This window comes from Nannocystis sp. RBIL2, assembly GCF_026626745.1.
GTDB lineage: Bacteria > Myxococcota_A > Polyangia > Nannocystales > Nannocystaceae > Nannocystis.
Window position 1 is genome coordinate 3,301,914 of sequence record NZ_JAPNJW010000002.1, and the last position, 25,095, is coordinate 3,327,008.

The following is a 25,095-nucleotide window of genomic DNA, read 5'->3' on the forward strand; positions in this document are numbered from 1 at the left end:
GACGGAGCGAAGCGACGCTGATGGGGTGTTCAGGTCTGGGAGGCGACCTCCTTGCGGCGTGATGGGCCTTTTAGCATGAGGCGGTGGCACTGGGAGAGCATGCGATCGCAAATCGCATCAGCGGTTGTGGGATCGCCGATCTGATCGTGCCAGAGCTCTGGCGGTCGCTGGCTGGTGAGGATGGTCGATCGTTCGCCGAATCGGTCTTCCATCAGTTCGGACATGTCCTTTCGCTCGGCCGGGCCGAGCGGGGCCATGGCCCAGTCGTCGAGGATCAGGACGTCGACGCGGGCGAGCTTGGCGAGCAATCTCGCATAGGTCCCGTCGGCACGGGCGAGCGCGAGCTCGTCGAAGAGCCGCGAGGTGCGGCGATAGATCGCGCGGTAGCGGCGGCGGAGGGCGTGCTGGGCGAGGGCGCAGGCGAGGAAGGACTTGCCGGTGCCGGTGGGGCCGGTGATGGCGATGTTCTGGTGCTGCGCGACCCAGTTGCAGGTGGCGAGCTGGCGGATCAGCGGCTTGTCGAGCTCGCGGCGATCGTCGTAGTCGAGGTCCTCGAGGCAGGCGCTGCCGAGCTTGAGGCGGGCCTCCTTCAGGTTGCGCTTGAGACGCGCGTTCTGGCGGCTCATCCACTCGGAGTCGACGAGGAGGCCGAGGCGCTCGTCGAAGCCGAGGCCGCCGTAGTCGGGCCGCGACTGCTGCTCGAGCCAGGCGGCGGCCAGGCCGTTCAGCCGCATCTCCTTGAGTTTGTCCATGGTCTGCTGATTCATCATCGAGGTGTCCTTTCGGTCCGTTGTAGTAGCGAGGGCCGCGGATGTTCTCGTGGGCCTCGGGCTTGTTGGTCGGTGTGTCGGTGGGGCTGTCGGGCAGCGGGGCGCGGTCGAGGTTGTTCTTGAGGATCGACTCGACGTGGCGGTACGAGCGGGCGCGCACGACGACGGCACGGGCGCAGGCGGCCTCGAGGCGCGCGTCGCCGTAGGTCTTGCCGAGGCGCAGGATGCCGAGGCAGGCGCGGTAGCCGTGCTCGGGGTGCTTGCGGTCCTTCATGATGGCTTGGGCGAGCTCGGCGGTCTTCGGGCCGACCTGCTTCGCCTGCGCGAGGATCCGGCTCGGCGAGCGATCGGCGTGCCGCTGGTGGGCCTTCGGCATGTGCTCGGGCTTGGTGGTATGGCGACCCGCGGCGAAGCTGCGCGCGTGCGAGGTGATGCGCTTGCCGCCATGCAGGAGCTCGACGGTCGCCGCGGTGAAGCGCGCCTCGACGGCCTCGCCCACGAGGGTGTACGGCACCGAGTAGTAGTGGCGATCGATCTCGACGTGGTAGTCGATGTTGACGCGGCAGGTCTTCCACTCGCAGTACTCGAATCGTTCGGCGGGCAGCGGCCGCAGCTCGGACCGCTCGATGCGCTCGAAGAGGGCGCGACGGCTGATGTTGCCGTACTTCTTCATCGGCCGCGTGTTGAGGTCCTCGAGCAGCTCGGCGACCCTCGCGTTGAGTTCGGCGAGCGAGTGGAAGACCTCGTCGCGCAGGCGCGCGACGATCCACCGCTGAGCGATCAGCACGGCGTTCTCGACCTTGGCCTTGTCGCGCGGCTTGCCGGGCCTGGCGGGCATGACGGTGGTGCCGTAGTGCTCCGCGAGCGCGGCGTAGGTGCGCTGGATCTTCGGGTCATACCAGCACGACTTCGTCACCGCGGCCTTGAGCTGGTCGGGCACCAGCGCCGCCGGCACGCCGCCAAAGTACTCGAGCATGCGCGCGTTGCTGGCGATGAAGTCGTGGCCCCGCTGCGTCAGGCTCGCCTCCGCGTAGGTGAGGTTCGAGGCCCCGAGCACGCCGACGAAGAGCTCGACCGGAAGGCACTCGCCGGTCCTCGGATCGACGATGTGCAGCCTGTTGCCCGAGTAGTCGACGAAGGCCTTGTCGCCGGCCACGTGGTCGATCCGCATCGTCCAGCCGCGCTGCTTCAGCCAGGTTCGGTACAGCTCGCAGAATTGCGTATACCGGTACCCGTCACGGTTCCTCTCGAGGTACTCGACGTGCAGCAGCGCGAGCGTGACGCCCTTCCGCCGCCGCTGCGCGTGGATATGCGTGAAGTCAGGCAGCGGCCTCGCCCGCGACGCCGGCTCGCCGTCGTAGACGACACGCTCCAGCGCCTCGTCGCTGAGGGCCTGCACGGCGTCCCAGGTGAGGCCGGCCTCGCTCGCCTTGCCGACGACCTTGCCGACCACGCCGGCGCTGACGTCGAGGCTCGCAGCCACGTCCCGGTGGCTTCGCTGCAGCGCCCACTTCTGGCGCAGGATCTCGCGGATGTTGTTCATGGTCAGTCGCTGCGTCGCCATTTCGCTTCCCACGCGAAATGGCCGGTGATTCAGCGTCGACCTCGCCCCTTCGCGCATTCGGCTGCGCGTAACACGCTGGGGGACCTCCGTTCCGTGGCGGCTCGGCCGCCGGGCGGCGCACCACCCGCCTGTGATCACGATGACCGATCGGCGCGATCACGATGCCGATCCGGGCGATCACGATGCCGATCCGGGCGATCACGATGCCGATCTACGCGATCACGATGGACCGATCCGGGCGATCACGATGGGCCGTTTTCCGCACATGACCGCCGAGGTCACGGCCGCACGAGCAGCAGGAACGAATCGTACGCCTGTTCGGGCGCCCCCTGGTGCTCGGCCGCGGTCCCGACCTCGACGCTGTCGGCTCCCACCTCGAGCTCGCCGATGCCGCGCGCATAACCAAGGAACACGACCGCGCTGTCGTTCGCAGTGACGTACGTGGCCCCGCTCTTCTGCGTGTCGGACGTGTGCTTGGGGCATTCATGCAGGAACCCGCTGCCCCTGGTCGTCCGGTGCCACTCAGCGTGCGTGCAGGACCCGCCGCCGTCGAGCGCGGCCCACGCGGTGGACACGCCGGCCGGGAATCGGACGGACTCACGACGTCGCACGTCCCCAATGCCCCTAAGGGCGTCCCGGTGCCGCGGGTCGTCAGGATCGTCTGGCCAGACACGGCGGTGTCGAACACGTCGTCGTTAGTGTTTCGATGGTGAACACACGGCACAGTCCCACTGCGTCGCGGCCGACGCCCAGTCCTTCGGATCTCGGCTGACCACGGCGACGAACCCGTGCGATTATCGACCGTTCCGCCGTCGCACGGTCCCTACTCTGCGGCCGTCACCGGCCCTTCCGGCCTCAGCACGGTCCCGTCGATGAGCATCGTCTGTTCCCCTGGACGCCTAGGCGGGGTCTTCGATCCCGTCTCTGCACCCGCCGACCAAGCCACGACGTGAGCGGACTGCGCGAGACCTTGCCCACGAGCAGCCCAGAGACACCAGCGGAGCGCACACGGCCGCTATGGCCGTGGAAACTCGTCGTTTCTCTTCGCTACAGGAAGTGGAGCATCCAGGCGAAATACTAGGCTGGATCTTATCGCTGGACCACCAACCGATAAATAATCGGGAGCGGTTCTCGCTGGCCGCATCCACGTTACCGCGCCTTCTGGTATGACATCGACGTGCAAAACGAGTTGTCGCACGCTGACCAGTTCCGTCTTGATCAGCTTGTGAGGCAAAAAATAACCGCTCCACTCCTGGAGCGGCACTGCCATTCGAATTTCTCCCGCCATGTGCATGCCGCGTGGCACCTTGACGAAGAAGGCTCTGACACCAAACTCTACATCGCTATCATAAGGAAGAGGCGAATCTCCCAGGACAAGATTAATCTGTTGACCATTCGGAGAGAGAGAGCAATAGGCAGTATTCGGGTACACTTTGAGGCGAGCGTCAGAGGGGAGATGCGCGACGTACATCGCCTCCTGAGCTGTGTTCAGGCCCTTGTACCTGAGAACGGCTTCCGCACCCTCGATCCCGAACGAACCAGTTAAATCAAACATCTCGCAGTTCCTTCCTGGGGCGCGAGTTAAGGCCAGTCATTGTAGTCTTTTCGCTCTGGCAGGCCTCTTTCACGACGGTATGCGTTGTCCACCGCCGTAGTGACCTTGTGTTCCTCGGCATTCGGATAATCTGGCTCCGGGGAGGGGGAAAACCGTCCATTGTTGCCGACCGAATTGTTTGCAGCGTGCCCGAGCTCATGGTTTAGTCCGGTGTCTGGTGGCGATCCATGCGATCGCCCTGGTTCGTGCGGATCATAGTATACTCTACTCGGAGCCCCTTTCCCATCGCCGTGGGGGGGCGGAAAGGCAGACTGGCTGCCGGGTGCACATCGATTGCCCTGGCGACCTGGCGGCCAGTGCTGGATGGTCGTCGGCTTGCCGGACTGGCGGATGGTTTCCAGAGTTTCACGTCCCGTCTTCGTGTTCGCAATTTTGTACAAATCTTGTTTGACAGCCCGTTGATATTTCTTGTTCCCCGTGATCTTAAGGCTCCCCTCTCCCAGCATCTTGTCGACGAAGATTCTCCCTTGCGTCCCCTTCGTCCGCTCTTGTTGGGCGCCCTGCTTGGTCGGAGTTTTCTTTTTAGGGCCGCCCTCTGCCTCGTAATCCTTCGACTCACCGTTCTTGCAACCCAGTCCTCGGGGATCAAGTTGTACGAGGGGGCCGCTGGTATACGCATACAGATTGAGTCCACCGCCGATCCCGGCCGGGTCCTCCTCGAGGTATCTGCCGATTTCCGGGCTGTAATAGCGGAAACGATTATAGCAGAGACCCGTTTCTGGGTCGTAGAACTGCCCGGCGAGCCGATGGGAAATCTCCAGTTTCCCCTCGACCTCGGCCAAGCCATACGGGGCGAGCCTCGCCGACCACACTCGGGTGCCATCAGCGTCGAGCGCAACAACCGGAGCGCCGCGCTGGTCGGTGACGAGGTAGTGGAGTTTGCCGCTCGCCGGGTCGGCATCGACCGAATCATAGTCGACGACCAGCCAGGGCGAAAGCGAAAAATCGTCGACATACACGTACACACGCAGCCGGCCGTCGTGCTGGACCTCGGCCGCCAACCGGTCCGTGTCCCAATAGTACTCGGTCGAAGTCTCCCCGAATGTCTTGCGCGTCCGCCGCCCCAGGGGGTCATACTCGGCGGTCCAGGACGCTTCCAGGCCTTCGATGCTCGTCAACCGGCCGAGCGCGTCGCGAAGGAAGCGCAGCGTGCGCCCTCCCCGCTCCCAACTCTCCACATTGTGGCGTTGATCATACTGCAACGCGCCGCCGTTCGCCGCGCTCAGCCGGTTCCCCGCCTCGATCGCCACCGACTCCAGATGGGGTGCCTCGACCAGGTTCGCGCCCACATCATAGCGGTATACACCGCGGCTGCCATCAGGGTTGACGACCTCCGCCAGTTGATGCGCCCTATCGTGATGGTACTCAGTCCGTCCGCACTCGCTGTCGTCGACTGCCGTAAGATCGCCCTCGGCTGAATAAACGAATTGCCGCCGCCACTCCACGTCATTTGGCGCCCCCGTTAATAGACACTTGCCGAGGCAACGACCTTGCGAGTCGAATTGAATGACCTCTCGTGCCCCGCAGGCCATGCGCCGCTCGATCACGCCATCGGAGGCTATCGTCAGAGTATGACGATTCCCTAACGGATCTTCAATTTCTAGGGTCGTCGCGTCGATCCGGCGGTAGCGCGTCGAGAAGCGCCGGAAGACGTGCGTCTCTCTCAAGCTCTCGCCATCGAACGAGTGCTCCACACCACGGTCGTCACGGAGGTCCAGGCACCTCTTGCCGTTTGGTGAGTACCCAAACGCAAGCTCATGCTCTCCGTACTTTATTCGATTGCACTGCCCGTCTGTAGTATAACTATAACGATGCACCTCACCGCCGGAAAGTAGCCTCTCCGAATCCAAGTTCCCTGGCCCATACTTGTACGAGACTAGGAGCTCCCCGCGCGCATTGTGCGTGGCTACGAGGTTGCCGGCGCGATCGTGCGTGTACCGCTCGACTAGGAGCCCGGCGTGATGCACCTCTGTCAAATCCCCGCGGAGATCGTAGCGATATTCGTGGCGATTTCCTGCGAAATCCACCACGTCTGTCAATTTTTCCTCGGAATTATATCGATATCGGAGCGCTCGCCCGAGTGGGTCGCGTGCAGCCACTCGATGATTCCAAGACACAAACGAAAATTCGTAGCGCCCGCCCTCATGGTCGATGTACTGCCGCACCCACCCGTTTGAGGTATACGCCCAGCGCCGCGGTTGCGCTCCCTCTCGTTCCTCTTCCACCAGAAGGCCCAGCTCGTCGCGCCGCACCTGCGCCCGCGGGTCGCGCTCCGGGAACAGATGCGAGTAGATCGACGCCCCGCCCGCCAGCAGCGGCTCGATCCCGGGCGACGCCAGCGGCGCGTTCTCGAGGATCTCTGCGGCCAGATCGCCGAGCTCGAGCTCCGCCGGCGTGCGCGGGACCCGGTGCGGCAACGGCCCCGACGGCGCCTCGACGGGTCGCACCCCGCCGTTGGCGGTACGCCAGGCGACGATCTCGCCGGCGGCGTCGTACACCGGGCTGCGCGTGTCGCCTCCCGCATCTGTCTCTTGGGTCAGGCGTCCGGCCGCGTCGTACTCGAACCGGCGGATCCCGCCGTACGGATCGATGATCTCGGTGATCGACAGCGACGCGTCGTAGCGGTACAGCCACGCGCCCCCGTCGGCGCGCGTCACCTCGGTCGCCTGCGCCTCGGGCATGTAGCGCAGGCGCACCTCGCCGTTGCGGTCGTGCCCGCGCGACAGCACGCAGCGGCCCGCGGCATCATAAAAATACTCGAAGCGGTAGCCGCTGCGGTCGACGCGGGTCGCCATCCGGTGCGCGGCGTCGTAGGTGAACCGCTGCGCGTGCCCGTAGCGGTCGGTCGCCGTCAGCAGGTCGCCAGTGTCGCCGTACTGGTAGCGCATCAGCGCCAGTGGCGGCCCCTGTGTCCGCGTCGGGTGGCGAGTCAGCCAGATCGTCTGCACCCGATCGCCGGCGTACTCGATCGTCACCACGTGCGCGCCGGCGGCGTCGGCCAGCCGCACCAGCCGCCCGCGCCCATCGTGCTCGAGCACGATCGACCATGTCTCTCGGGACACCTTGCACGGGCGGGCGACCGCGGCCACGTCCGCGACCTCGAACGCGTACTCGGTCCCGTCCGGCGCCCGCAGCGTGAAGCCGCGGGACACAGGCGTCAGCACGAAGCGCGCGCACTCGCTGGCCTCTCCGGGCGGCGCGAACGGGAACAGCACCGGCTCGCCGTCCGGCTGCGTGTACAGCCACCCGTCGACGACCGCCCGCAGCGTGCGCTCGTACTCGTGGGTGTGACCGCGGCCGAGCGGACCGTCCGTCAGGTTCCCCGTGTTGTAGTGGCGCCGCCAGACGATCGCCCCCGCCTCCGGCTGCGACCCGAGCGGCAGCGTGAAGTCGGCCGTCGAGTCGGCCAGCACGCCGGTGACGACGTCGACCGGATCGCCGACCCATCGCAGCCCCTGGCTTCCGCCGCATCGTGGAGTTTGCGTGTCCATGGTCATGGGGGGCACGAGCCGGGGCCCTGGTCCTTCGCGTCGTTCTTCCCGCGTCGGCCCGGCGGCAGCTCGACCCGGGACATCTGCCGCTGCGCCATCGCCACGCCGCTCGGCACCGGGAACCCGCCGATCAGCACGTTCGGCGCGCCCAACATGATCGCGCCCATCGGCGGCCCGGCGCAGGGGTTCTTGCCCAGCAGTCGCCCTGCCGCCATCGTCGCGGCGTCCATGGCGAGCTGCGCCGCTCCCGTCGTGGCCGCCAGGGCGTGCGCCTCCTTGACGTCCTTGTCCTCGGCGTTCGCCGCGTCGATCCCGTCAGCGACCACCCCGACCGCCCCCGCTGCCAGGCCAACGTAGGCCATCTTATCCATCGCCTTGTTCACGGTCGAGACGACCGGGGCCAGCTTGCCGAGGTTCACCCCCTTCGCCGGCGCGGGCCAGCAGTGCATCGTGACGTCGAACTGGCGCGCCGCCCGGGCCCCGCCGATGAACACCTTCGACGAGCCGGTGAAGATCTCGAAGCCCGGCAGCGGCGCGCCGAGGCAGGTCGGGTTGATGCCGACATCGCCGACGCGCGCGGCCGGGAGCCCGTTGATCAGCACCGACACGCAGCAGCCGAGCGCCACGGCGCCGATCACCGGTAGCGGCAGCGGCACCAGCGGCGGGTGGGCGTGCGGCAGGCCGACCGCCAGCGACCCGATCGTCGCTGCCGGGAATTCCGGCCACACCTGCGCCAGGCCGGCCGTCCACTCGGCGAACTTCTCGTTGAACGCGTCGACCGGCGCGTTGATCTTCCCCATCACCGTGCCGATGCCTTCTTCCAGCTTCGCCGCCGGGTTCTTCGGCGGCTCGGGCGGCGCCTTCGGCGTCGCCATGAGGGACAGCATGCTCATGTCGACCCCTCCAGGAACGCCGCGATCTCGCGTCCGAGCCCGGCGGGCACGCGGCGCTGGCTCGTCGTCAGGCGCGGCCGCAGCTCGGCGAGCAGCGCGGCGTGGGCGTGATCGCGGGCCACCTCCGCCGCCGCGAGGTAGCTCCTCGCCGCCGCCTCGTGGGCCCCTCGCAGCTCCTCCAGCCGCCCGCGCCACTGCAGCGCCTGCGCGTGGCTGTTGGCGTCCGGAACGGCCATCGCGAGCCGCTGCGCCCCGTCGTAGAAAGTCTCGGCGTCGGCGCGGCGGCCGAGCTCGAAGTACAGCCGCGCCAGGTTCTGCGTGATCGCTAGCATCAGCAGCGCCGCCCCGGTCCGGCTCGCCGGCACGAGCGCGCGCTCGTACCACGACACCGCCTCGCGCCTGTCCTTTCGGGCAGATGCGACGTCGCCGATTCCGCTCAGCGCCAGCGCCGAGAGCACCGGGTTCGCGGCCGCCTCGGCCCAGGAGTACAGATCGCGGAAGCCGGCGATCGCCTGGTCGTGGCGCCCGCTCGCCGCGTCGATCGCCGCCGACTGCAGCAGCGCCTGGGCCCGCCGCTCCGGCGGCGCCGTGGGGTCGTTCGCCTCCTCCACCACGCCCGCCGCCAGCGCCGTCAGCGACAGGTCGACCGCGAGCGCGCGAGAGAACCGCGGCAGCTCGCCGAGCGCGGCGCCCGGCGGCGCGTGGACGAAGATCCGCATCCGGTGAAACCACGGCGGCCAGCCCGGCTCCGCCGCGACCAGGGCTCGCGTGAACCCCAGCGCCTCCGCCTCCGCCTCGACCGTCAGCGGGACGAGGATCGCCACCAGTCGCGGAGGACATGTCCTTTTGGGCAGGATGATGTCTCGCGCGAACTCTAGCGTCGACCGCACCCGCGCGACCGGGGGCCGCGCCGGATCGACGCACGCGAGGGGCAACTGCAGGGCGTCACCGGCCCGGTCGCGGGCGACCATCAAGCAGCCCTCGGCGACCGTCGCCGCGTACGCGTCGGCCGACGCGAACGGGTGCGGGAACGGCAAGAACACGTCGGACGACGCCGCGGCGAGCTCTTGCAGCGTCGAGTGGACCCACGGCAAAAAGTCGCGCTCGGCCTGCAGCACGCAGAGCCCGTGCTCGTGGCCGGTGATGAAGCCGGCGAGGTCCTGGCCGAGTCGCTGGAGCGTGCGCATCGGACCTCAGTTGATCTTGATCAGGGCGCCGGAGATCTCGTGCAGCCCGGTGGCCGTGCTGTTGATCTTCGTCCCCGAGCTGGAGATCGTCGGCCCCGAGATCTTGATGCCGTCGTCCTTGATCGTGATCGAGCTGGAACCGACCAGCAGCGTGATCTCCTTGGTGCCGGTCAGCACGATCGTCTCGGCCTGGACGACGACCGCCTCGCTGCCGACCGTGACCGCTTTGCCCGCGGCGATGTTGACCATGTCGCTCGAGGCCAGGGTCGCCTTGTCCTTGCTGCCCATTGTCAGGGTCGAATGCGACGACACCAGCGACACGGCTTGCTTGCCCGACAGGCTCAGCGTGCTCGTCTGGGAGGCGAGGGAGGTCGCCTGCTTGCCGGCCAGGGTCAGCGTGTCCGTCTTCGCCCGGATCGCCACCGCGGTCTGTGCCGTCGCCGTCAAGTCAGCCGTCTCGGCGGTGAGGGAGAGCCCGGTCTTCGCCGTCAGACCGATGTTCGCGGTCTGCGAGGTCGCCGTGATGGCCTGGTTCACCGTCATGGTGTGCGTCCCGGACTCGACGGTGAGCGAGCTGGCGCCCGACTGCACGGTCACGCTGCGGTCTTGCTTGATCGTCGTCGTGCTCTTGCCGGTGCTCACCGTCAGCGACTCGTCGCCCTCCGTCACGGTCACGCTGCGGTTGCCGGTGATCGTGAACGTCTGGTTGCCGCCGACCGTGAACGTCTGGTCGACCGTCACCGCCCGGCTGTTGTTGTTGAGCACGACCTCGTTCAGGTCCTTCTGCGCGTGGAAGAACACCTCCTCGGCGCCCTTGCGATCCTCGAAGCGCAGCTCGTTGAAGCCGCCGCCGCCGGGCGAGCTCTCCGACTTGATGGTGCTCTTGGTCTTCTCGTCGGGCAGCGGATAGGGGGTCGCGTTCTCGCCGTGGTACACGCGCCCGGTGACGATCGGCCGGTCGGGGTCGCCCTCGATGAAGTCGACCAGCACCTCATGGCCGATCCGCGGGAGGAACATCGAGCCCCAGCCGGCGCCGGCCCAGCCTTGCGACACCCGCACCCAGCATGACGACCGCTCGTCGTGCTGATCCAGCCGGTCCCAGTGGAACTGGACCAGCACGCGGCCCTGCTCGTCGACGTGGATGTCCTCGCCCGCCGGGCCGACCACCGTCGCCGACTGGACGCCGCGCACGACCGGCCGCGGCGTCGCGCGTGGCGGCCGCAGCGGCACGGGCTTGTCGACGCACACGAACTGATTGCCGTAGTGGAACGTGCCGTCGGCGGCGTCCTCGTCGAGCGCCTGCGTCTGCGTACCCTGGTGAATCACCTGCGTGAGCACGCGGGCGCCGTTGAGATCGGGGCGGTGGTGCCCCTCGACGGTGAACACGTGCCCCGGCACCAGGCGCATGCAGTCGCTCTCGCCCGACGCCTGGCGGCGCATCACCTGCAGCTCCTCGAGCCGGATCTTCGCCATCGACTGCCCGTGATGCGGGCCCCCGGCGCTCGGATCCTGAAACTCGCCCGGATAGTCGTAGATCTCGAGGTCGACGTCACGCTTGCCGCTCGCGTCGGCCTCGGTCTTCTGCGTCGGCTTGTGGAAGTTGAAGTCGCGCAGCGACACCTTGCCCGGCCGCACCCGCTCGACCAGCCGCAGCGCGCTGACGTGTTCGCGGTCGCGCAGCTCGCCGCTCTCGTGGTTCCACACCGTCGACTCGCCGGCGATCGTCGGGTGGGCCAGCGAATGGTCGGCGAGCACCATGATCGCGCGCGACTCCCGGTGCTCGAAGAAATAGTGGATCCCGTCCTCCTCGAGCAGCCGACATACGAACGCCAGGTCGCTCTCGCGGTATTGCACGCAATAGTTCCGCGGCTCGTAGGCGGCCGCGAGCTCGAAGCGGAAGTCCTCCCTGCTCAATCCGGCGTCCTTGAACACGGTCGCCACGACCTCGGCGGTCGTCTTGTTCTGGAAGATCCGGCTGCCTCGACGGTGCAACAGCCGCCACACCCGCGGGACGAGGAGCAGCTCGTAAAGCTGATAGCGCCGCGAATTGCCGGTGTACTCGACGCTGGCGATCTCGCCGTGGACGAGGCGAGGCGGCCCGAGCCCGTCCAGCTGCAGGGTCGCCGCTTTCCCGACTATTTGCGCGAGATCGAGCTCCCCTGCAGCGAACTCGACCTTGAATTCGTATAGCTCGCTGACGCCCTCGCGCCCGCTGAAACGGACCACTCTGGGGAGCTCGGCGATACCATCGATGGTGAGCGAAAACGGGGCTCGACCACCGAGTAGCGTCGAAACGACGTTGGATACGCTGTTCACCGAGAATACCCCCACCGCGCATCATGCTTCGGCCTTCGGCCGGCAGCGAGGCGAAAAGGTACACACAGATCAACCAGGATTGCAACGAGTTTGCGCCGCCGAAGCGGCAATCATGAAACGAGACCGCATCCGCGCATGCGCCGGGTTCGAAAGCTCGCACGATCGTGCATGAGCACCGGCCCGCGGTCCTCTTTACAGTGCTCACACGCCGCGAGCGACGGCGCCCGCCGGGCGCGGAGCTGAACATCTCCACCGCCCCTACAACAACCGAGGTGAGCGCCTCGCTGCGCGAGCGCCCGCGTCCCACATTCACTGCGGCGGGATGCACACCTCGCCGCCGGCGGCGATCTGCGCCTGCGTGCGGTACGTGTTGAGCTTCGTCCAGTGCGGCGGCTCGAACTGCGGGATGGTCCCGTCTTCGCGGACGTTCGTCACGTGATAGGTGTGCTGATTCCAGATCCGCCGACCCTGGACCCACCGGTCCTGGATGTCGCGCACTGCCTGGACCGTGAACGGCACCACCCCGCCGTTGAGCAGCGTGTTGGAGACCACGAGGATCTCCGACGAGCCGTCGTTGTCGATGTCGGCGACCACCGGGTATTCGATGATCGTGCCCGACAGGTGCGGTGTGTCCATCAGCGGCGAGCCCATCTCGTCGAACACCCACACCGTGTGCTCGTCGGCGTAGATCGCCTGGGCCTTGCCGCCGCCGAGGAAGTCGAACGCGGTGCCGCCGGCCTGGCCGCTCTGGTCGATCACCGCCGCCTGCCACAACAGCGCCTGGTTGGTCTCGTAGACCCCGTAGAAGTTGGGCGCGCTGACGCCGAATTCGGGCGCGGCGTCGCCGTCGAGGTCGTGGATGTTGATCGGCCGGCTGAGGTCGTTCTGACCGTTGGGCGTGAAGTTCCAGACCAGCGTGCCGTCGTGCTGGCGCAGCTCGATCTTGTTGTCGAGGGCCAGCAGCACCTCGGGCTGCGGGTCGGCGTCGAGGTTGGCGATCTGCGGGAAGATCCACCCGAATTGATTGGTGTCGTACCAGGTGCTGCCGTCGGCGTGGAACGCCGCGCCGCCGACCAGCACCTCGAGGCCGGGCTGACCGTCGAGGTCGGCGATGGCCGAGGCGTTGTAGGACGAGTCGTTGCCGCGGGTCCAGATCTCGACGCCGTTGTGATCATACAACTTGGCGCCGGCGACGATCTCGACGTCACCGTCCTGATCGATGTCTGCCAGCGCGATCGAGCCCGACTGCGAGCCGGGCCACGAGGTGTTGCTCTTCCACTTGACCTGGCCGTCGTGTTCGAAGGCGATCAGGCGGCCGCCCGAGCCCGGCTCGATGGCGACGATCTCGGCGATGCCGTCACCGTCGATGTCGCCGGCCGCCGGCGTGCCGCCGAACTGCACCATCTCGGAGGCGAAGAAGTGAACCGCTCCGGTCGCGCCGTCGAGCACGTAGAGCCGCGACGGCGGCACGTCGGAGCCCTGGTCGGGCCCCGCAACCACCACCACGTCGGGGATGTCGCACAGATCGATCTCCCCGTCGGCGTTGTCGTCGGTCAGGTTGACGACGAGCGGCATGACGATGCAGTTCTCGAACCCGGGCGGGCCCGTGAACGTCCACTGCGCCTCGGGCTCGAACGAGTCGGGCGGCGCCTTGTCGGTGCAGTCGCCGATCGCGTCCATGTCGTCGACGACCTTGCACGACGACGGCGGAGCCCCGAAGTCGGCGCTGCTCGGCATGTCGAACTTGACCGCGCCGGTGTCGTCGGTGGTCGAGCTGCTGGTGCCCGCTGACGGATCGGTCGGCCCGGTGGTGCTGGTCGTCGTCCCGCTCATCGTCCCCGGGTTCCCGGTCGACGTCCCGCTCTCGCTGTCCGAGCCGCCCTCCGTGGTGCTCGTCGACGTCGGCGCGTCCATGGTCGGCTGGACGTTGCTCGTGCTCACCGTGGTCGCCGTCGTCGTCTGGCCCGCGGTCGCCTGGCCGCCGTCATCGCCACAACCGACGACTGCGAGCGCGAGCGAGCTGGTGGCGAGGACGTGAGCGACGAGCGTGCGGGACGACATCGCCGGGCATCGTACACCACGCCCGGGGCGGCCCGGCGTCCGCCAGCGCGGCTCGACCGCGCGCAGGCCCGTGGCGCGGTCTCGTCTCACGCCCCGGGTGCGATGAATCGATCGATCGACACCAGCCCCGGCGGAGGCTCGGAGGCGAACTCGCGACGGAGGATCTCCGGGCTCGTGAACAGCTTGAAGCCGCAGATCCATATCGGCTGCTCGCGGTCGAGCTCGTGCGCTGCGGGCTCGACCGCGAGGTCGAGCGCGGCGTCGATCTCCTGCAGGCACCGCTCGAGGCGCGGGCCGTTGAGATCGGCGAGCTCGACCTGCCACTCGAAGCCGAAGCTGCGGTCGAGCGCGATGGGCGTCCACAGGCTCTTGCGCGTGACCACCGAGAACTCGCGCTCGCCGAGCCGGAGGTCTTGCAGCGAGATCAGGCCGTCCTGCCGCACGCGAGCGCCGTCGGGGCGCGCGACCAGACCGTGGCCGCCGATCTCGTCGAGGTACGGGCCGACCTCGCCGGCATCGATCAGCGCAGCGAGCCGCTCGACGAACGCCTCGACCGAGTCGACCTCGAACGCGATCCGCCGCCCGCCGTCATGGACATGAGTCGGGATCAGCAGCTCGTGCCGCGCAGTGATCGCCAGGATCGCCAGCACGTCGTCGAGCAGCCCCCGTGACGCCTGCGCCGGTCGCTCCGGATCGGGAGCGAAGCGCCAGCTGAGCGAGAAGAAGCTGTCGGCGTAGGGTTCGCGCGTCGCATCGACGGTGAGCGCGTCGGCCATGGCGCGACCGATGATAACCGAGCCTCGTCGTCGCTGCGTCGATGCGCCCTCAGACCGCGCGCAACGACTTGCCGAGCCGCGCCACCGCCTCGGCGATCCGGTCCGGGGACTGATTCGAGAACGACAGGCGCAGGTAGTTGCGCGGCGCATCGCCCGGGAAGAACGCGGCCCCGGGCTCGAACGCCACCCCCGCCTCGATCGCCCGGGCCAGCAACGCGTCGGCCGCCAGCGCCTCCGGCAGCGTCACCCACACCGAGAAGCCGCACGTCGGCCGCGTCCACCGCACCTCCGCCGGCATGTGCTCCGCGAGCGACTGCAGCATCGCGTCGCGTCGCTCGCGGTAGCGCGGCAGGCAGCGGGCCACGTGCGCGTCGAGGTCGTGCCGCTCGAGGTAGCTCGACAGCGCCATCTGGCCGAGAGTGTTGGTCTGCAGATCGGCGATTCCCTTGAGCAGCACCAGCTGAGCAGTGACCACGGGCGGCGCGACGATCCACCCGACCCGCAGCCCGGGCGTCAACGCCTTTGAAAACGTGCCGACGAGGATCACCCGCTCCTCCGCGCCAGGGTAGCTGCGCAGCGGCCGGCGCGGCTCGTCGAACTGGATCCGCCCGTACGCGTCGTCCTCGATGATGAGGGCGTCGTGCGCACGGCTGAGCTCGACGAGTGACTCGCAGGCCTCGGGGCTCAGCGACGAGCCGCTCGGGTTGTGGCCCGCGGGCGCGAGGTACAAGAGGCTCTTCTCGGCCCCTCGCACCAGCGCGCGCACTGCCGCGAGGTCGAGCCCGTCCTCGCCGCGCGCCAGCGGGACCATCCGCGGCCGCTGCAGCCCGAACACCTCGATCGCCGCGACGTAGGTCGGCGACTCGATGCCCAGCGCGTCGCCCGGGCGCAGCAGCAGCCGCGCCAGCAGATCGAGCGCCTGCTGAGCACCGCTGGTGATCAGCAATTCGTCCTGCGCGACGTCGACGCCTCGCTCGCGCAGCATCGCCGCGACCTGCTCGCGCAGCGGCCCGTAGCCCTCGGGCCACTGGTACTGCAGCGCCTCGCGGCCGTGCTCCCGCATGACCTGCTCGAGCGCCTCGGCCAGCGCCGCGCGCGGGAACAAATCTTCCCCGGGCAGCCCGCCCGCCAGCGACAGCACCTCCTCGCGCGTCGCCGCCGACTTCAGCAGCCGCTCGACCTCCGGCGGCTGCCGCGGCGAGATCCACTGCGTGAACGGGAACCGGACGGCCACGCGCGGTTTTTTTGCGGCAGCCCGCGGACTGTCAAGTCGGCGCCCGGCGCCAGCCGCTCTGCTCGACCACGGCGGCCCCGCGGCCCGCACCAGCCGGGCGCTCGAGCGCGCGGCGCAACTCGCGGCGGCGGGACGCATCAGCGTCGCGGTAGCGATCGAAGCCCGCCTGAAAATTCGCGTTCACGCGCGGGGGGTCCGCGGCGCCGACCGCATCGCGTAGGCGATGCCGTGCTCGAGGCTCGGCAACGTGCGCGCGCCGCCGAAATCGGCCTCGAGGTCGACGAGCGTGCGGGCGACGTCGGGGCCGATGCCCGTGAGCACCAACTCCGCACCGAGCAGCTTGACCGCACGGGCGATGTCGGCGAGCGCCCGCGCGGCATCGGTGTCGACCCGCGGTACGCCGGTGACGTCGAGCAGCACGAATGCGGCCCGCCGCGCCTGCACGCCGTCGAGGATCGTCTCGAGCAAGCGGCTGGCGCGGTCGGCATCGACGTCGCCGATCAGCGGGACGGCGACGACGTGGCGGGCGATCGGCACCAGCGGGGTCGACAGCGCCTGCAGCGTCGCGCTCTGGGCCTCGATGACCTGCTGCTGCAGCGCGGCGCTCTCGGCCGCGGCGACCTCGAGCGCGACGGTCCGCTCATGCACCCGGGCCTCGAGCTCGCGGTTCAGCCGCAGCACCGCCTCGCGGTCGCGGCGCTGCTCGCTGATGTTGCGAACGACGACGATCAGCTCGTCGTCGCTGAGCCGGATCAGCCGCGCCTCGTACCACTCGACCGAGCTGCCGAGGTCGAGCGAGTACTCCATCCGGGCCTTGCCCGCCGGGCCTGACGTCTCCGCGAGTGCTTGGACGGTGAGCGCGCCGACGTCGGGCGGCAGTACGTCCTGCATGCGCTTGCCGAGGAACACTTCGGGCTGGACGTAGAGCGGACTGGTCGGGCTGGCGAGGTAGTTCGTGATCGTGCCGTCGACGCGGAGCTGGAAGAACAGGTCCGGCACCGCGCGGTAGATGTTCTCGAGCGCCGTCGCGAGCTTGAGTCGGTCCTCGACCGCTCGCTGCGCCCCGGCGGCGTCGCGCTCGAGCCGAGCGATTTCCTCGCGGAGTCGCTGATTTTCGGCGTGCAGGTCGGCGAGCGTCGGGTCTTCCATGAGGGGCACACGACGATAGCCGAGCGCTGCCGTTGCAGATAGATCGACGGGTGCGGGCGGGTGCGCGATCTCGAGGGCTCGTTCCGAGGCGACCCAGTCGACGGCGGGTGCGTCATGGGCGGGTGACGTCCGCGGTCTGGCTCTTCGGGCAGGTGAGACTTGTGTGGGTGCAGATCACCTCGCACACCCGGCGACCAGGCCGAGAAGCGTGTAGTCACCCTGCGCGTCGTCAGCATTTCCTCTGACTCACCGCCCAGTCCCCCGGACAGGCCGGCGGTGAGCTCCGATGTGGAGCGTCCTGTTCAGGTGAGGTGCTGCTTGAAGAAAGCATCGGTCCGCCGATTGGCCAGCGTGGCGTCGGCATCGTCGTAGTGGTTGCCGCCCGGACGGGCAAACGCGTGGTTGCGGCCCGGGTAGGTGTCGATCTCGACGTGCTGGTTGTCCCGCAGCGCGGCGTGGATCGTCGCCTGGGCATCCTTGCCGATGTATTCGTCGTCGCCGGCGAGGTGCATCAGCAGCGGGCGCTTGATGTTGACGCCCTCGGTCACGTATCTTTCGGTGCCTCCGCCGTAGTAGGCGACGAAGGCATCGGCATCGGCGCGCGCCGCGGTCAGGAACGTGAGCAGTCCGCCGAGGCAGTAGCCGGTCACGCCGACCTTACCGGAGGCGCCGGGCATGGTGCGGGCGGCCGCGACCGTGGCCGCGATGTCGCGCGGGCCTTTGTCGAAGTCGTATGCGCCATACAGAGCGAAGCCCTTGGCCACGTCGCCTTCGTCGCTCTCGGACATGTCCACGCCCCGCTGGGTGCGCCAGAACAGATCGGGACAAACGGCGATGTAACCCTTGGCGGCGTAGGCGTCGGCGATGCTGCGGATCCCGGCGTTGACGCCGAAGATCTCCTGGATCACGACGATCACCGGTGCGATGGCGGCCGTGGGACGCGCGACGTAGCAATCGAAGCTGCCATCGTCGGTCTGGACGGTGAGACGATCGTTCATGCTGGGCTCCTCGGGTTGGTTCATAGCCAGTTCCGCGCACGAGGTGTGGGCGGTTCGACGAGCCCGAGCACCACCACGGGGGCCGTGAAACAGCGTCGGCGCCGTCGAGAACCTCGCCGGTATGGACGGAATCTTCGGACGGAGCAACCCGACCAAGGCCGGGTTGCCCCTCGCGGCTCCGTCTCGCACCGAGCAACAGCAGGCTCGTCAACGCTCGCAGGTATGAACAACGTGCTGTCAGGAGTTTTTTGAATGAGCCGACGGTGCCATCGGCTGCGCGGGCGATACGCACACAAACGCCTCGATGCCCGAGCCGCACTCGGGCTCAGGCGCTGAAGTCCAGCACCAGCCGACCGCGGACCCCGCCGGCGGTGAGCAAACGATGCGCCTCCGCGGCCTCCGCGGCCGGCAGCACCCTCGCCACGCGCAGGGTCAGCTTGCCCTCTTCCGCTTGCTGGCGCAGGCGCTCGAGCTTCGCGGTGTCGGTCAGCGCCGAGCCGACGAACACCGGGTGCGCGACGATGCCACGCTCCGTCGGCCCGCTCCATCCGCGCACCGTCACGATTCCCCCGCCGTCGGCGATCGCCGGCAAGATCTGCTCGTGGAGCATCGCCGCGTCGATGACCGCGTCGACCCCCTGCGGGACGACCTCGCGGATCCGCCGCGCCAGATCGTCGCTGCGCTCGAGGATGACATCGGCCCCGAGTCGCTCGACCAGCGCGTGATCGGTCGGCGACGCGTCGGCGATCACCCGCAGGCCGTCGGCCTTGGCCAGCTCGACCGCGAAGCCCCCGACCGCCCCGGCCGCGCCCGTGACCGCCACAGTCCGCCCGGGCTGCAGGCCGAGCGCGTCGAGCCCCAGGCGCACGGTCAGCGCGTTCATCAGCAGCGTCGACGCTGCCGGCAAGTCGCTGCCCTTCGGCACGTGGACCACCGAGGCCGCGGACGCCACGACCTTCTCGGCGTACGCGCCCTTGCGCGGAGTGTAGGGGTTGACGACGGCGATGACCTCGTCGCCGACCTTCAGCCGGCCGTCGCCACCGGGCCCGACCGCATCGATCACCCCTGCCGCGTCCATGCCCGGGATGTACGGCGGCGGCGGCAGATTCGCCAACAGTCGCGTGATCTCCCCCGAGCGCAGCAACACGTCGGTCGGATTGACCGTGGCCGCGTGCACGCGGATCCGGACCTCCCCTGCTCCCGGCTGCGGCTCCGGCAACTCGACGACCTTCAGGACCTCCGGCCCACCGAACTCTTCGACGACGATCGCTCTCATGCGACAGGTGATAATCCGCGGCTGCGGCTTCGACAAGGCTGCGCGCGCTCGGGCGATTCGCGCATGATCCGGCAGCGCGAGATCCTCACGCTTCGAGTCGACGACGTCCGACCTCCGATCTCGCAGCGTACGAATCACCGCCGGACTCGTCCATCGCGCGTCGCCAACGGCAAGTTGTGGCAATCGCCCGACCTCGTCCCGCGCGCCGCGGCCGCCCTCGCCTTTGCGCACCTCCGCGCGGGTGCTACGACTCGCCCGTGAGCACCACCCGGATCTCCCGCCACATCAAGGCCCCGCGGGCCGCCGTCTATCGCGCGCTCCTCGACGCGAGCGCCGTCGAGAAGTGGCGCGTGCCGCCCGGCATGACCAGCAACGTGCACACCTTCGAGCCGCGCGAGGGCGGGGCGTTCCGCGTCTCGCTCACCTACGTCGAACCGACCGCGACCGGCAAGACGACCGCGCACACCGACACCTATCACGGCCATTTCGTCGCGCTCGTGCCCGACGAGAAGATCGTCGAATCGCTCGAGTTCGAGGCCGACGATCCCGCCCTGCGAGGCGAGATGACGATCACCACCACCCTCGTCGACGCCGACGGCGGCACCGACCTCCACGCGATCCACGACGGCCTCCCGCCGGGCGTGCCGCCGACCGACAATGCGACCGGCTGGCGCGAATCGCTGGCCCGCCTCGCCGCGCTCGTCGAGTCGGGCGCTGCGTAGCGCCGGCCAGAGTCACTCACTCGTGCTGCTCGCGATCGCCGGCCCGGCAATCGACGTGTCGGGGTACTCACAATCGGGGCCGTGCCTCGGCGACGCGGGCGCCGTCCGCATCGCCCTCGACGAATCGCCCGCGACGCGCGATCATCGGCGCGACCTGCGAGCGCCGCGATGCACTCTCCTGCCCCCAGCCTCTACCGCCGCCCCTTGCCACCCCAGTTGGTCGCCTTCGCCTCGCCCGAGGGTCGGGCGCTGTTCGACGCGGCGCGGGCGGCCGGCGGCCTCGAGTCGTTCTTTCCGCTGATCGAGCAGTTCCACACCCAGGCCGATCCGGCCTTCTGCGGCCTCGGCACCCTCGTCGTCGCCCTCAACGCCCTCGGCGTCGATCCGGGCCGGCTGTGGAAGGGCCCGTGGCGGTGGTTCAGCGAGGAGCTGCTCGACTGCTGCAGCCCGCTCGAGCGCGTGCGCGCCCAGGGCATCACCCTCGACGAGTTCGCCTGCCTCGCCCGCTGCAACGGCGCCAGCGCCGACGTGTACCGGCCCGACGCCTTCGGCCTCGCGGACTTCCGCGCCGCCGTCGACGCCGCCGCGCGCTCCGCCGTCGCGCCGGCGCTGATCGTCAGCTACGACCGCGGCTCGCTCGGCCAGACCGGCGCCGGCCACTTCTCGCCGATCGGCGGCTACGACCCGGCCAGCGATCACGTCCTCGTGCTCGACGTGGCCCGCTTCAAGTACCCGCCGCACTGGGTCGCCCTGCCCGCCCTCTACGCCGCCACCCAGCCGCAAGATCCTGCCACCGGTCGCCCGCGCGGATGGGTCGCATTGCGCCGCCACAGCCGCCCGCCGAGCCTCCTGTTCACCGCCCGTTGCCTCGGCGACGGCGGCTTCGAGGCCCTCTCCGCCGCGCTCGACGACCTCGCCGCAAACCTCGCCCGGGCCTCGTCCAACGACCTCGTCGCGGCCCTGCGCGCGCTGTTCTCGGCCCTCCCCGGGCTGCCCCTCGTCGTCGAGCGGCGCCCGCTGGCCCTGTCCGAACAGACAGGCGCTGCCGAGGCCTTGCTCGCCGCCCTGCGCGGAGTCCCGCTGCACGCCCGCGTGGACGCCCTGCAGCCGCCGTGGCCGACCGACGCGGTCACCTTGCTGCTGCTCGCGCTGCCCTCTCGGGTGTGGTCGGGCCTGAGCCTCGACGCGCGCGCCGAGCTGTCGGCCATGCTCGACCCCGACCGACTCCCGCTGCCCGTGCGGCTCGAGGCCGACCACGTGCGCCGCCAGCTCGCCGACCTGTGCGCCCTGGCCCGCGGCCCCGCGTGCGCCCGCTGCGAGCCCGGCTGCGACGCGTGACCCGACGCGCGCCTGCGCGGCCGCCTCGCCCCGCGCCCTGCGATATCCTGCCCGCGTGACCGCCGGGAACCCGCTCCTGTCCGACCGCGACGTCGCCTTCTTGCTGTACGAGGTGCACGACGCCGCCGCCCTGCTGCGCCTGCCGGCCTTCGCCGACCACGACCGCGACACCTTCGACCTCTTCCTCGCCAACGCGCGCAGCCTCGCCCGCGAGGTGCTGTACCCGGCCTACCGGCCGATGGACGAGGCCGCCCCGACCTTCACGGACGGGCGGATCAAGGTCCACCCGCGCATGCGAACGATCTGGCCGCGGCTGTGCGACCTCGGCGTGATCACAGCCTCGCGGCCCGTCGACGTCGGCGGCCAGCAGCTGCCGCGCACCGTCGCCTTGCTGGCCGAGGCTTACCTGATGGCGGCCAACCTCGGCGCCTACTGCTACGCCGGCCTCACCGCCGGCGCCGCCCACTTGATCGAGGCCTTCGGCTCGGATGACCTGAAGGACAGGTACATGCGGCGCATGTACGCCGGCGAGTGGACCGGCACGATGGCGCTGACCGAGCCGCAGGCCGGCAGCAGCCTGGCCGACATCCGCACCCGCGCGGTCCCCCAGGACGACGGCACCTACGCGATCCAGGGCGGCAAGATCTTCATCTCCGGCGGCGACCACGACATCGCCGACAACATCGTCCACCTGACGCTCGCGCGCATCGACGGCGCCCCGGCCGGGATCAAGGGCATCTCGCTGTTCGCCATCCCCCGCCTGTGGCCCGGGCCCGACGGCCTCGTCGACAACGACGTCAGCACCGCCGGCATGATCCACAAGATCGGCTGGCGCGGCCTGCCCAGCCTCGTCATCAACTTCGGCGAGCGCGGCGCCTGCCGCGGCGAGCTCGTCGGATATCCGGGACATGGCCTTTCGTACATGTTCCAGATGATGAACGAGGCCCGCCTGATGGTCGGCCTCAACGGCGTGGCGACCGCGGCGGTCGCCTACCACGAGTCGCTGGCCTACGCCCGTGAGCGCCGGCAGGGCCGCCCGGCGGGCCGCCGCGACCCGCACAGCCCGCCGGTCCCGATCATCGAGCACGCCGACGTGCGGCGCATGCTGCTGCGGCAGAAGGCGATCGTCGAGGGCGGCCTGTCGCTGCTGATCGAGACGGCGCGGCTGACCGACCTGGCCCACCACGCGGACGACGAAGAGGTGCGCCGCCGGTCGGCGCTGCTGCTCGACTTGTTGACGCCGATCGCCAAGAGCTTCGCGGCCGAGCGCGGCTACGACAGCAACGCGCTGGCGCTGCAGATCCACGGCGGCTACGGCTATTCGAGCGAGTACCTGCCCGAGGCGTGGCTGCGCGACCAGAAGCTGAACAGCATCCACGAGGGCACGACCACCATCCACGGGCTCGACCTGCTCGGTCGCCGCGCTCTGGCTCCTGGAGCCCTGCAGACGCTGGGGCGGGAGATCCTCCAAACATGCTCGCAAGCGCAGGCGGCCGGCCTCGACCTCGCCGACGTCGTCGCGCTGCAAGAGGCCGCGGGCGCCGCCGGGGCGCTGATCGCAGAGCTCGCCGGACGTCACCTCGCGGACCCGGAGCGCATGCTCCGCCACAGTCATGACGTCCTCGACATCTTCATGACGATCACGGTGGCCTGGCAATGGTTGCGCCAGGCCACCGCGGCCCGCAGGGCCCTGTCCCGCGGGACATTGTCGACAGACGACGACGCGTTCTACCGCGGCAAGCTGCAGGCCGCGCAGTACTGGCTGCGGACCGAGCTGCCCCGCGTGGCCCCGCTCGTACGCCTGTGTCGCGACGAGGAGGACTCGTACGCGAACACCCGTCCGGAGTGGTTCTAGCGCGCCGCCGCGCGACGCACCGCCTGAGGGTCGGCCCGACACCCCCGTTGCATACGCGCGCCGGCTCACGTGCCTGCGCGGACGGTGACAAGCCGGGTCGCCCGCGGCACACTGCCGACCACGCGGACTCGAGCATGCCCACCGTCCAGCAACTCGAGGCCGAGATCGCAGCGCTGCGAGCGACCAACGCAGCGCTGCAACAAGCCCACGAGGAGCAGCGGCGGCAGCTGACCCAGACCGCCTCGCTCCTGCGCGCGCTCGCCGATTACGCGCCGATGGTCCTGTACGCCAAGGACGTCGACGGCCGCTTCACCCTCAGCAATCGCCTGCACGCGACGCTGCTCGGGCGCACGCCGGACCAGGTCGTCGGCAAGCTCGAGTCCGACCTGCTCGACGCCGACGTGGCGGCGGAGATCCAGGCGGTGATGGACCGGGTCGTAAGCACCGGCACGCCGAGCGTCAGCGAGTTCGAGATCCCGATCGACGACCGCGAGCGCGTGTTCCTCGAGCACATCTTCCCGCTCGGCCGCGCCGACGGCAGCGGCAACAACATCGGCATCGGCGGCGTGGCGATCGACGTCACCGAACGCAAGCGCGCCGAGGAGGCCGTGCGGGTGTTCGAGGCGCTGGTGCACCACTCGCCCGACGGCGTGCTCGTGCGCCCCAACACCCCGACCGCGCCGATGTTCTGCAACCCGGCGCTGCGGCGGATCCTCGCCCTCCCGCCCGACGCCGCCGCCGAGGACGCGGCGGCGATGCTGCTCGACATCGTCCCCGGCACCACCGAGTTCATGCGCATCGACGGCGTGCGCGTCGACCTCGAGCTGACCATGTTCGCCATCCCGGGCGCGGCCGGCGGACGCGGCGCTGCGGCCACCCAGGTCCGCGACGTCACCCGCCTTCACACCGCGATCCGCGAGCGCGAGCGCCAGGACGAGGTCATCCGCCAGCAGCAGGCCGAGCTCATCGCCGAGATGTCGGCCCAGGTGCTGCCGCTCGCCCACGGCGTCCTGATGCTGCCGCTGATCGGCACCCTCGACGAGGCGCGCTCGCTGCACGTGCGCGAGGCGGTGCTCGACGGCATCGTCCGGCACCAGGCCCGCGTCATCATCCTCGACCTCACCGGCCTGCGCGCCGTCGACACCACCCCCGCCTATCGCATCATTCAGCTGATCGAGGCGGTCAAGATGATCGGCGCCCGCACCGTGCTCACGGGCATCCAGCCGGCGGCCGCGGTCGCCTTCACCGAGCACGGCATGCAGCTCGACGACTCGCTCATCGTCCTCGGCACCCTGCAGGACGCCGTCCAGGTCACCCTCGCCATGGCCCGCAAGCGCCGGCGCTGAGCCGCCGCCGGCCAATGACAGCACCTGCGAATCAGCGGGCGCACCAGAACTCGTACTCGACCAACTGATGGTCGAACGCCAGCGCCTCGACCACCCGCAGGGTGCCCGCAGTCGGCTTGGTCGCCTCGGTCGCCAGGAACTCGGCGATGACCGCGAAGATGGCGTCGAACGAGTCGCGCGGGACCTCGCGCGTGAACGTGTATTCGATGCGCACGATGTCGGCGACCGCGAAGCCGGCCTCGGCGAGGAAGCCCGGGACCTGCTGCAGGATGTAGCGCGTCTGCGCCACCGCGTCGCCGGGGTGCTGGATCACGCCGACGGCGTCGTGGGCGCCGATGCCCGACGCGAGGTACAGGTCGGAGACGTTCTTGAGGTTGATGCCCCAGCTGAACAGTCGGCTGAAATCGGGGCCCTTGGCGTACGGATACGCGGTCTTTTGCAGCGCCATGACGACAGGTCTCGTCATAGCAAGAACCGCGGCGCATCACATGGTCCACATCGGCG

Annotated in this window: 18 protein-coding genes and 1 pseudogene; 4 read left to right on the top strand and 15 right to left on the bottom strand. The window is 69.2% G+C overall.

Features of this window, described 5'->3' with window-relative positions:
- Positions 1-29 precede the first annotated feature (29 nt).
- From istB to OV090_RS38355, 14 genes and pseudogenes are all read right to left on the bottom strand, one after another.
- Positions 30-770, bottom strand: a complete 741-nt coding sequence (gene istB / locus OV090_RS38290) for an IS21-like element helper ATPase IstB (protein WP_267712117.1) — start codon at positions 768-770, stop codon at positions 30-32.
- A gap of 607 nt (positions 771-1,377) precedes the next feature.
- Positions 1,378-2,391: pseudogene (gene istA, locus OV090_RS38295) on the bottom strand (IS21 family transposase); the annotation flags it as partial.
- 221 nt (positions 2,392-2,612) lie between these two features.
- On the bottom strand, positions 2,613-2,909 hold the full coding sequence (locus OV090_RS38300) for a hypothetical protein (RefSeq protein ID WP_267709761.1): 297 nt from the start codon (positions 2,907-2,909) through the stop codon (positions 2,613-2,615).
- Positions 2,910-3,349: 440 nt separating this feature from the next.
- Positions 3,350-3,889: a hypothetical protein gene (locus OV090_RS38305; RefSeq protein WP_267709763.1), complete on the bottom strand. Its 540-nt coding sequence runs from the start codon at positions 3,887-3,889 to the stop codon at positions 3,350-3,352.
- 26 nt (positions 3,890-3,915) lie between these two features.
- Positions 3,916-7,446, bottom strand: coding sequence for an RHS repeat-associated core domain-containing protein (locus tag OV090_RS38310; protein WP_267709765.1), 3,531 nt, complete (start codon positions 7,444-7,446; stop codon positions 3,916-3,918).
- The gene (locus OV090_RS38315; RefSeq protein ID WP_267709767.1) at positions 7,443-8,333 is read right to left on the bottom strand and encodes a PAAR domain-containing protein; all 891 of its coding nucleotides are present in this window, start codon (positions 8,331-8,333) and stop codon (positions 7,443-7,445) included. The genes OV090_RS38310 and OV090_RS38315 overlap by 4 nt, the downstream gene beginning before the upstream one ends.
- Complete coding sequence (locus OV090_RS38320) at positions 8,330-9,520, bottom strand: tetratricopeptide repeat protein (RefSeq protein ID WP_267709770.1); 1,191 nt, start codon at positions 9,518-9,520, stop codon at positions 8,330-8,332. Before OV090_RS38320 ends, OV090_RS38315 begins: the two co-directional genes overlap by 4 nt.
- Positions 9,521-9,526: 6 nt before the next feature.
- Positions 9,527-11,851 carry a type VI secretion system tip protein TssI/VgrG gene (gene tssI / locus OV090_RS38325; protein WP_346660410.1) on the bottom strand — a complete coding sequence of 775 codons (2,325 nt, stop codon included), beginning with the start codon at positions 11,849-11,851 and terminating at the stop codon, positions 9,527-9,529.
- Positions 11,852-12,145: 294 nt separating this feature from the next.
- Entirely contained in the window at positions 12,146-13,897 is a 1,752-nt protein-coding gene (locus tag OV090_RS38330; RefSeq protein WP_267709774.1) for a VCBS repeat-containing protein, read from the bottom strand.
- 86 nt (positions 13,898-13,983) lie between these two features.
- Positions 13,984-14,673: a hypothetical protein gene (locus OV090_RS38335; RefSeq protein WP_267709775.1), complete on the bottom strand. Its 690-nt coding sequence runs from the start codon at positions 14,671-14,673 to the stop codon at positions 13,984-13,986.
- A 49-nt stretch (positions 14,674-14,722) separates the two neighbouring features.
- Positions 14,723-15,907 (bottom strand): PLP-dependent aminotransferase family protein, encoded by a 1,185-nt coding sequence (locus OV090_RS38340; protein WP_267709777.1) that lies wholly within the window; start codon positions 15,905-15,907, stop codon positions 14,723-14,725.
- A gap of 180 nt (positions 15,908-16,087) precedes the next feature.
- The gene (locus OV090_RS38345) at positions 16,088-17,056 is read right to left on the bottom strand and encodes an STAS domain-containing protein (protein ID WP_267709779.1); all 969 of its coding nucleotides are present in this window, start codon (positions 17,054-17,056) and stop codon (positions 16,088-16,090) included.
- Between the two features lie 302 nt (positions 17,057-17,358).
- A complete protein-coding gene (locus tag OV090_RS38350) occupies positions 17,359-18,054 on the bottom strand; it encodes a dienelactone hydrolase family protein (RefSeq protein WP_267709781.1) in 696 nt (231 codons plus the stop codon).
- Between the two features lie 325 nt (positions 18,055-18,379).
- Positions 18,380-19,330, bottom strand: a complete 951-nt coding sequence (locus OV090_RS38355) for an NADP-dependent oxidoreductase (protein WP_267709783.1) — start codon at positions 19,328-19,330, stop codon at positions 18,380-18,382.
- Between the two features lie 257 nt (positions 19,331-19,587).
- Here OV090_RS38355 and OV090_RS38360 point away from each other — a divergent pair, with 257 nt between their 5' ends.
- From OV090_RS38360 to OV090_RS38375, 4 genes are all read left to right on the top strand, one after another.
- Entirely contained in the window at positions 19,588-20,052 is a 465-nt protein-coding gene (locus OV090_RS38360; RefSeq protein WP_267709785.1) for an SRPBCC family protein, read from the top strand.
- Positions 20,053-20,220: 168 nt separating this feature from the next.
- Positions 20,221-21,390, top strand: coding sequence for a phytochelatin synthase family protein (locus OV090_RS38365; RefSeq protein ID WP_267709787.1), 1,170 nt, complete (start codon positions 20,221-20,223; stop codon positions 21,388-21,390).
- A 55-nt stretch (positions 21,391-21,445) separates the two neighbouring features.
- The gene (locus OV090_RS38370) at positions 21,446-23,245 is read left to right on the top strand and encodes an acyl-CoA dehydrogenase (RefSeq protein WP_267709789.1); all 1,800 of its coding nucleotides are present in this window, start codon (positions 21,446-21,448) and stop codon (positions 23,243-23,245) included.
- A 134-nt stretch (positions 23,246-23,379) separates the two neighbouring features.
- Complete coding sequence (locus OV090_RS38375; protein ID WP_267709791.1) at positions 23,380-24,591, top strand: PAS domain-containing protein; 1,212 nt, start codon at positions 23,380-23,382, stop codon at positions 24,589-24,591.
- 31 nt (positions 24,592-24,622) lie between these two features.
- Here the strand turns inward: OV090_RS38375 and OV090_RS38380 are convergent, their stop codons facing one another.
- A complete protein-coding gene (locus OV090_RS38380; RefSeq protein ID WP_267709793.1) occupies positions 24,623-25,039 on the bottom strand; it encodes a Rid family hydrolase in 417 nt (138 codons plus the stop codon).
- Positions 25,040-25,095: the final 56 nt, after the last annotated feature.

What these genes read in the sequence shown, in the direction of transcription:
- istB (WP_267712117.1), bottom strand. Translation starts at nt 770, where the DNA reads ATGATGAATCAGCAGACCATGGACAAACTCAAGGAGATGCGGCTGAAC.
- OV090_RS38305 (WP_267709763.1), bottom strand. Translation starts at nt 3,889, where the DNA reads ATGTTTGATTTAACTGGTTCGTTCGGGATCGAGGGTGCGGAAGCCGTT.
- OV090_RS38310 (WP_267709765.1), bottom strand. Translation starts at nt 7,446, where the DNA reads ATGACCATGGACACGCAAACTCCACGATGCGGCGGAAGCCAGGGGCTG.
- OV090_RS38315 (WP_267709767.1), bottom strand. Translation starts at nt 8,333, where the DNA reads ATGAGCATGCTGTCCCTCATGGCGACGCCGAAGGCGCCGCCCGAGCCG.
- OV090_RS38320 (WP_267709770.1), bottom strand. Translation starts at nt 9,520, where the DNA reads ATGCGCACGCTCCAGCGACTCGGCCAGGACCTCGCCGGCTTCATCACC.
- OV090_RS38330 (WP_267709774.1), bottom strand. Translation starts at nt 13,897, where the DNA reads ATGTCGTCCCGCACGCTCGTCGCTCACGTCCTCGCCACCAGCTCGCTC.
- OV090_RS38335 (WP_267709775.1), bottom strand. Translation starts at nt 14,673, where the DNA reads ATGGCCGACGCGCTCACCGTCGATGCGACGCGCGAACCCTACGCCGAC.
- OV090_RS38345 (WP_267709779.1), bottom strand. Translation starts at nt 17,056, where the DNA reads ATGGAAGACCCGACGCTCGCCGACCTGCACGCCGAAAATCAGCGACTC.
- OV090_RS38350 (WP_267709781.1), bottom strand. Translation starts at nt 18,054, where the DNA reads ATGAACGATCGTCTCACCGTCCAGACCGACGATGGCAGCTTCGATTGC.
- OV090_RS38355 (WP_267709783.1), bottom strand. Translation starts at nt 19,330, where the DNA reads ATGAGAGCGATCGTCGTCGAAGAGTTCGGTGGGCCGGAGGTCCTGAAG.
- OV090_RS38365 (WP_267709787.1), top strand. Translation starts at nt 20,221, where the DNA reads ATGCACTCTCCTGCCCCCAGCCTCTACCGCCGCCCCTTGCCACCCCAG.
- OV090_RS38375 (WP_267709791.1), top strand. Translation starts at nt 23,380, where the DNA reads ATGCCCACCGTCCAGCAACTCGAGGCCGAGATCGCAGCGCTGCGAGCG.
- OV090_RS38380 (WP_267709793.1), bottom strand. Translation starts at nt 25,039, where the DNA reads ATGGCGCTGCAAAAGACCGCGTATCCGTACGCCAAGGGCCCCGATTTC.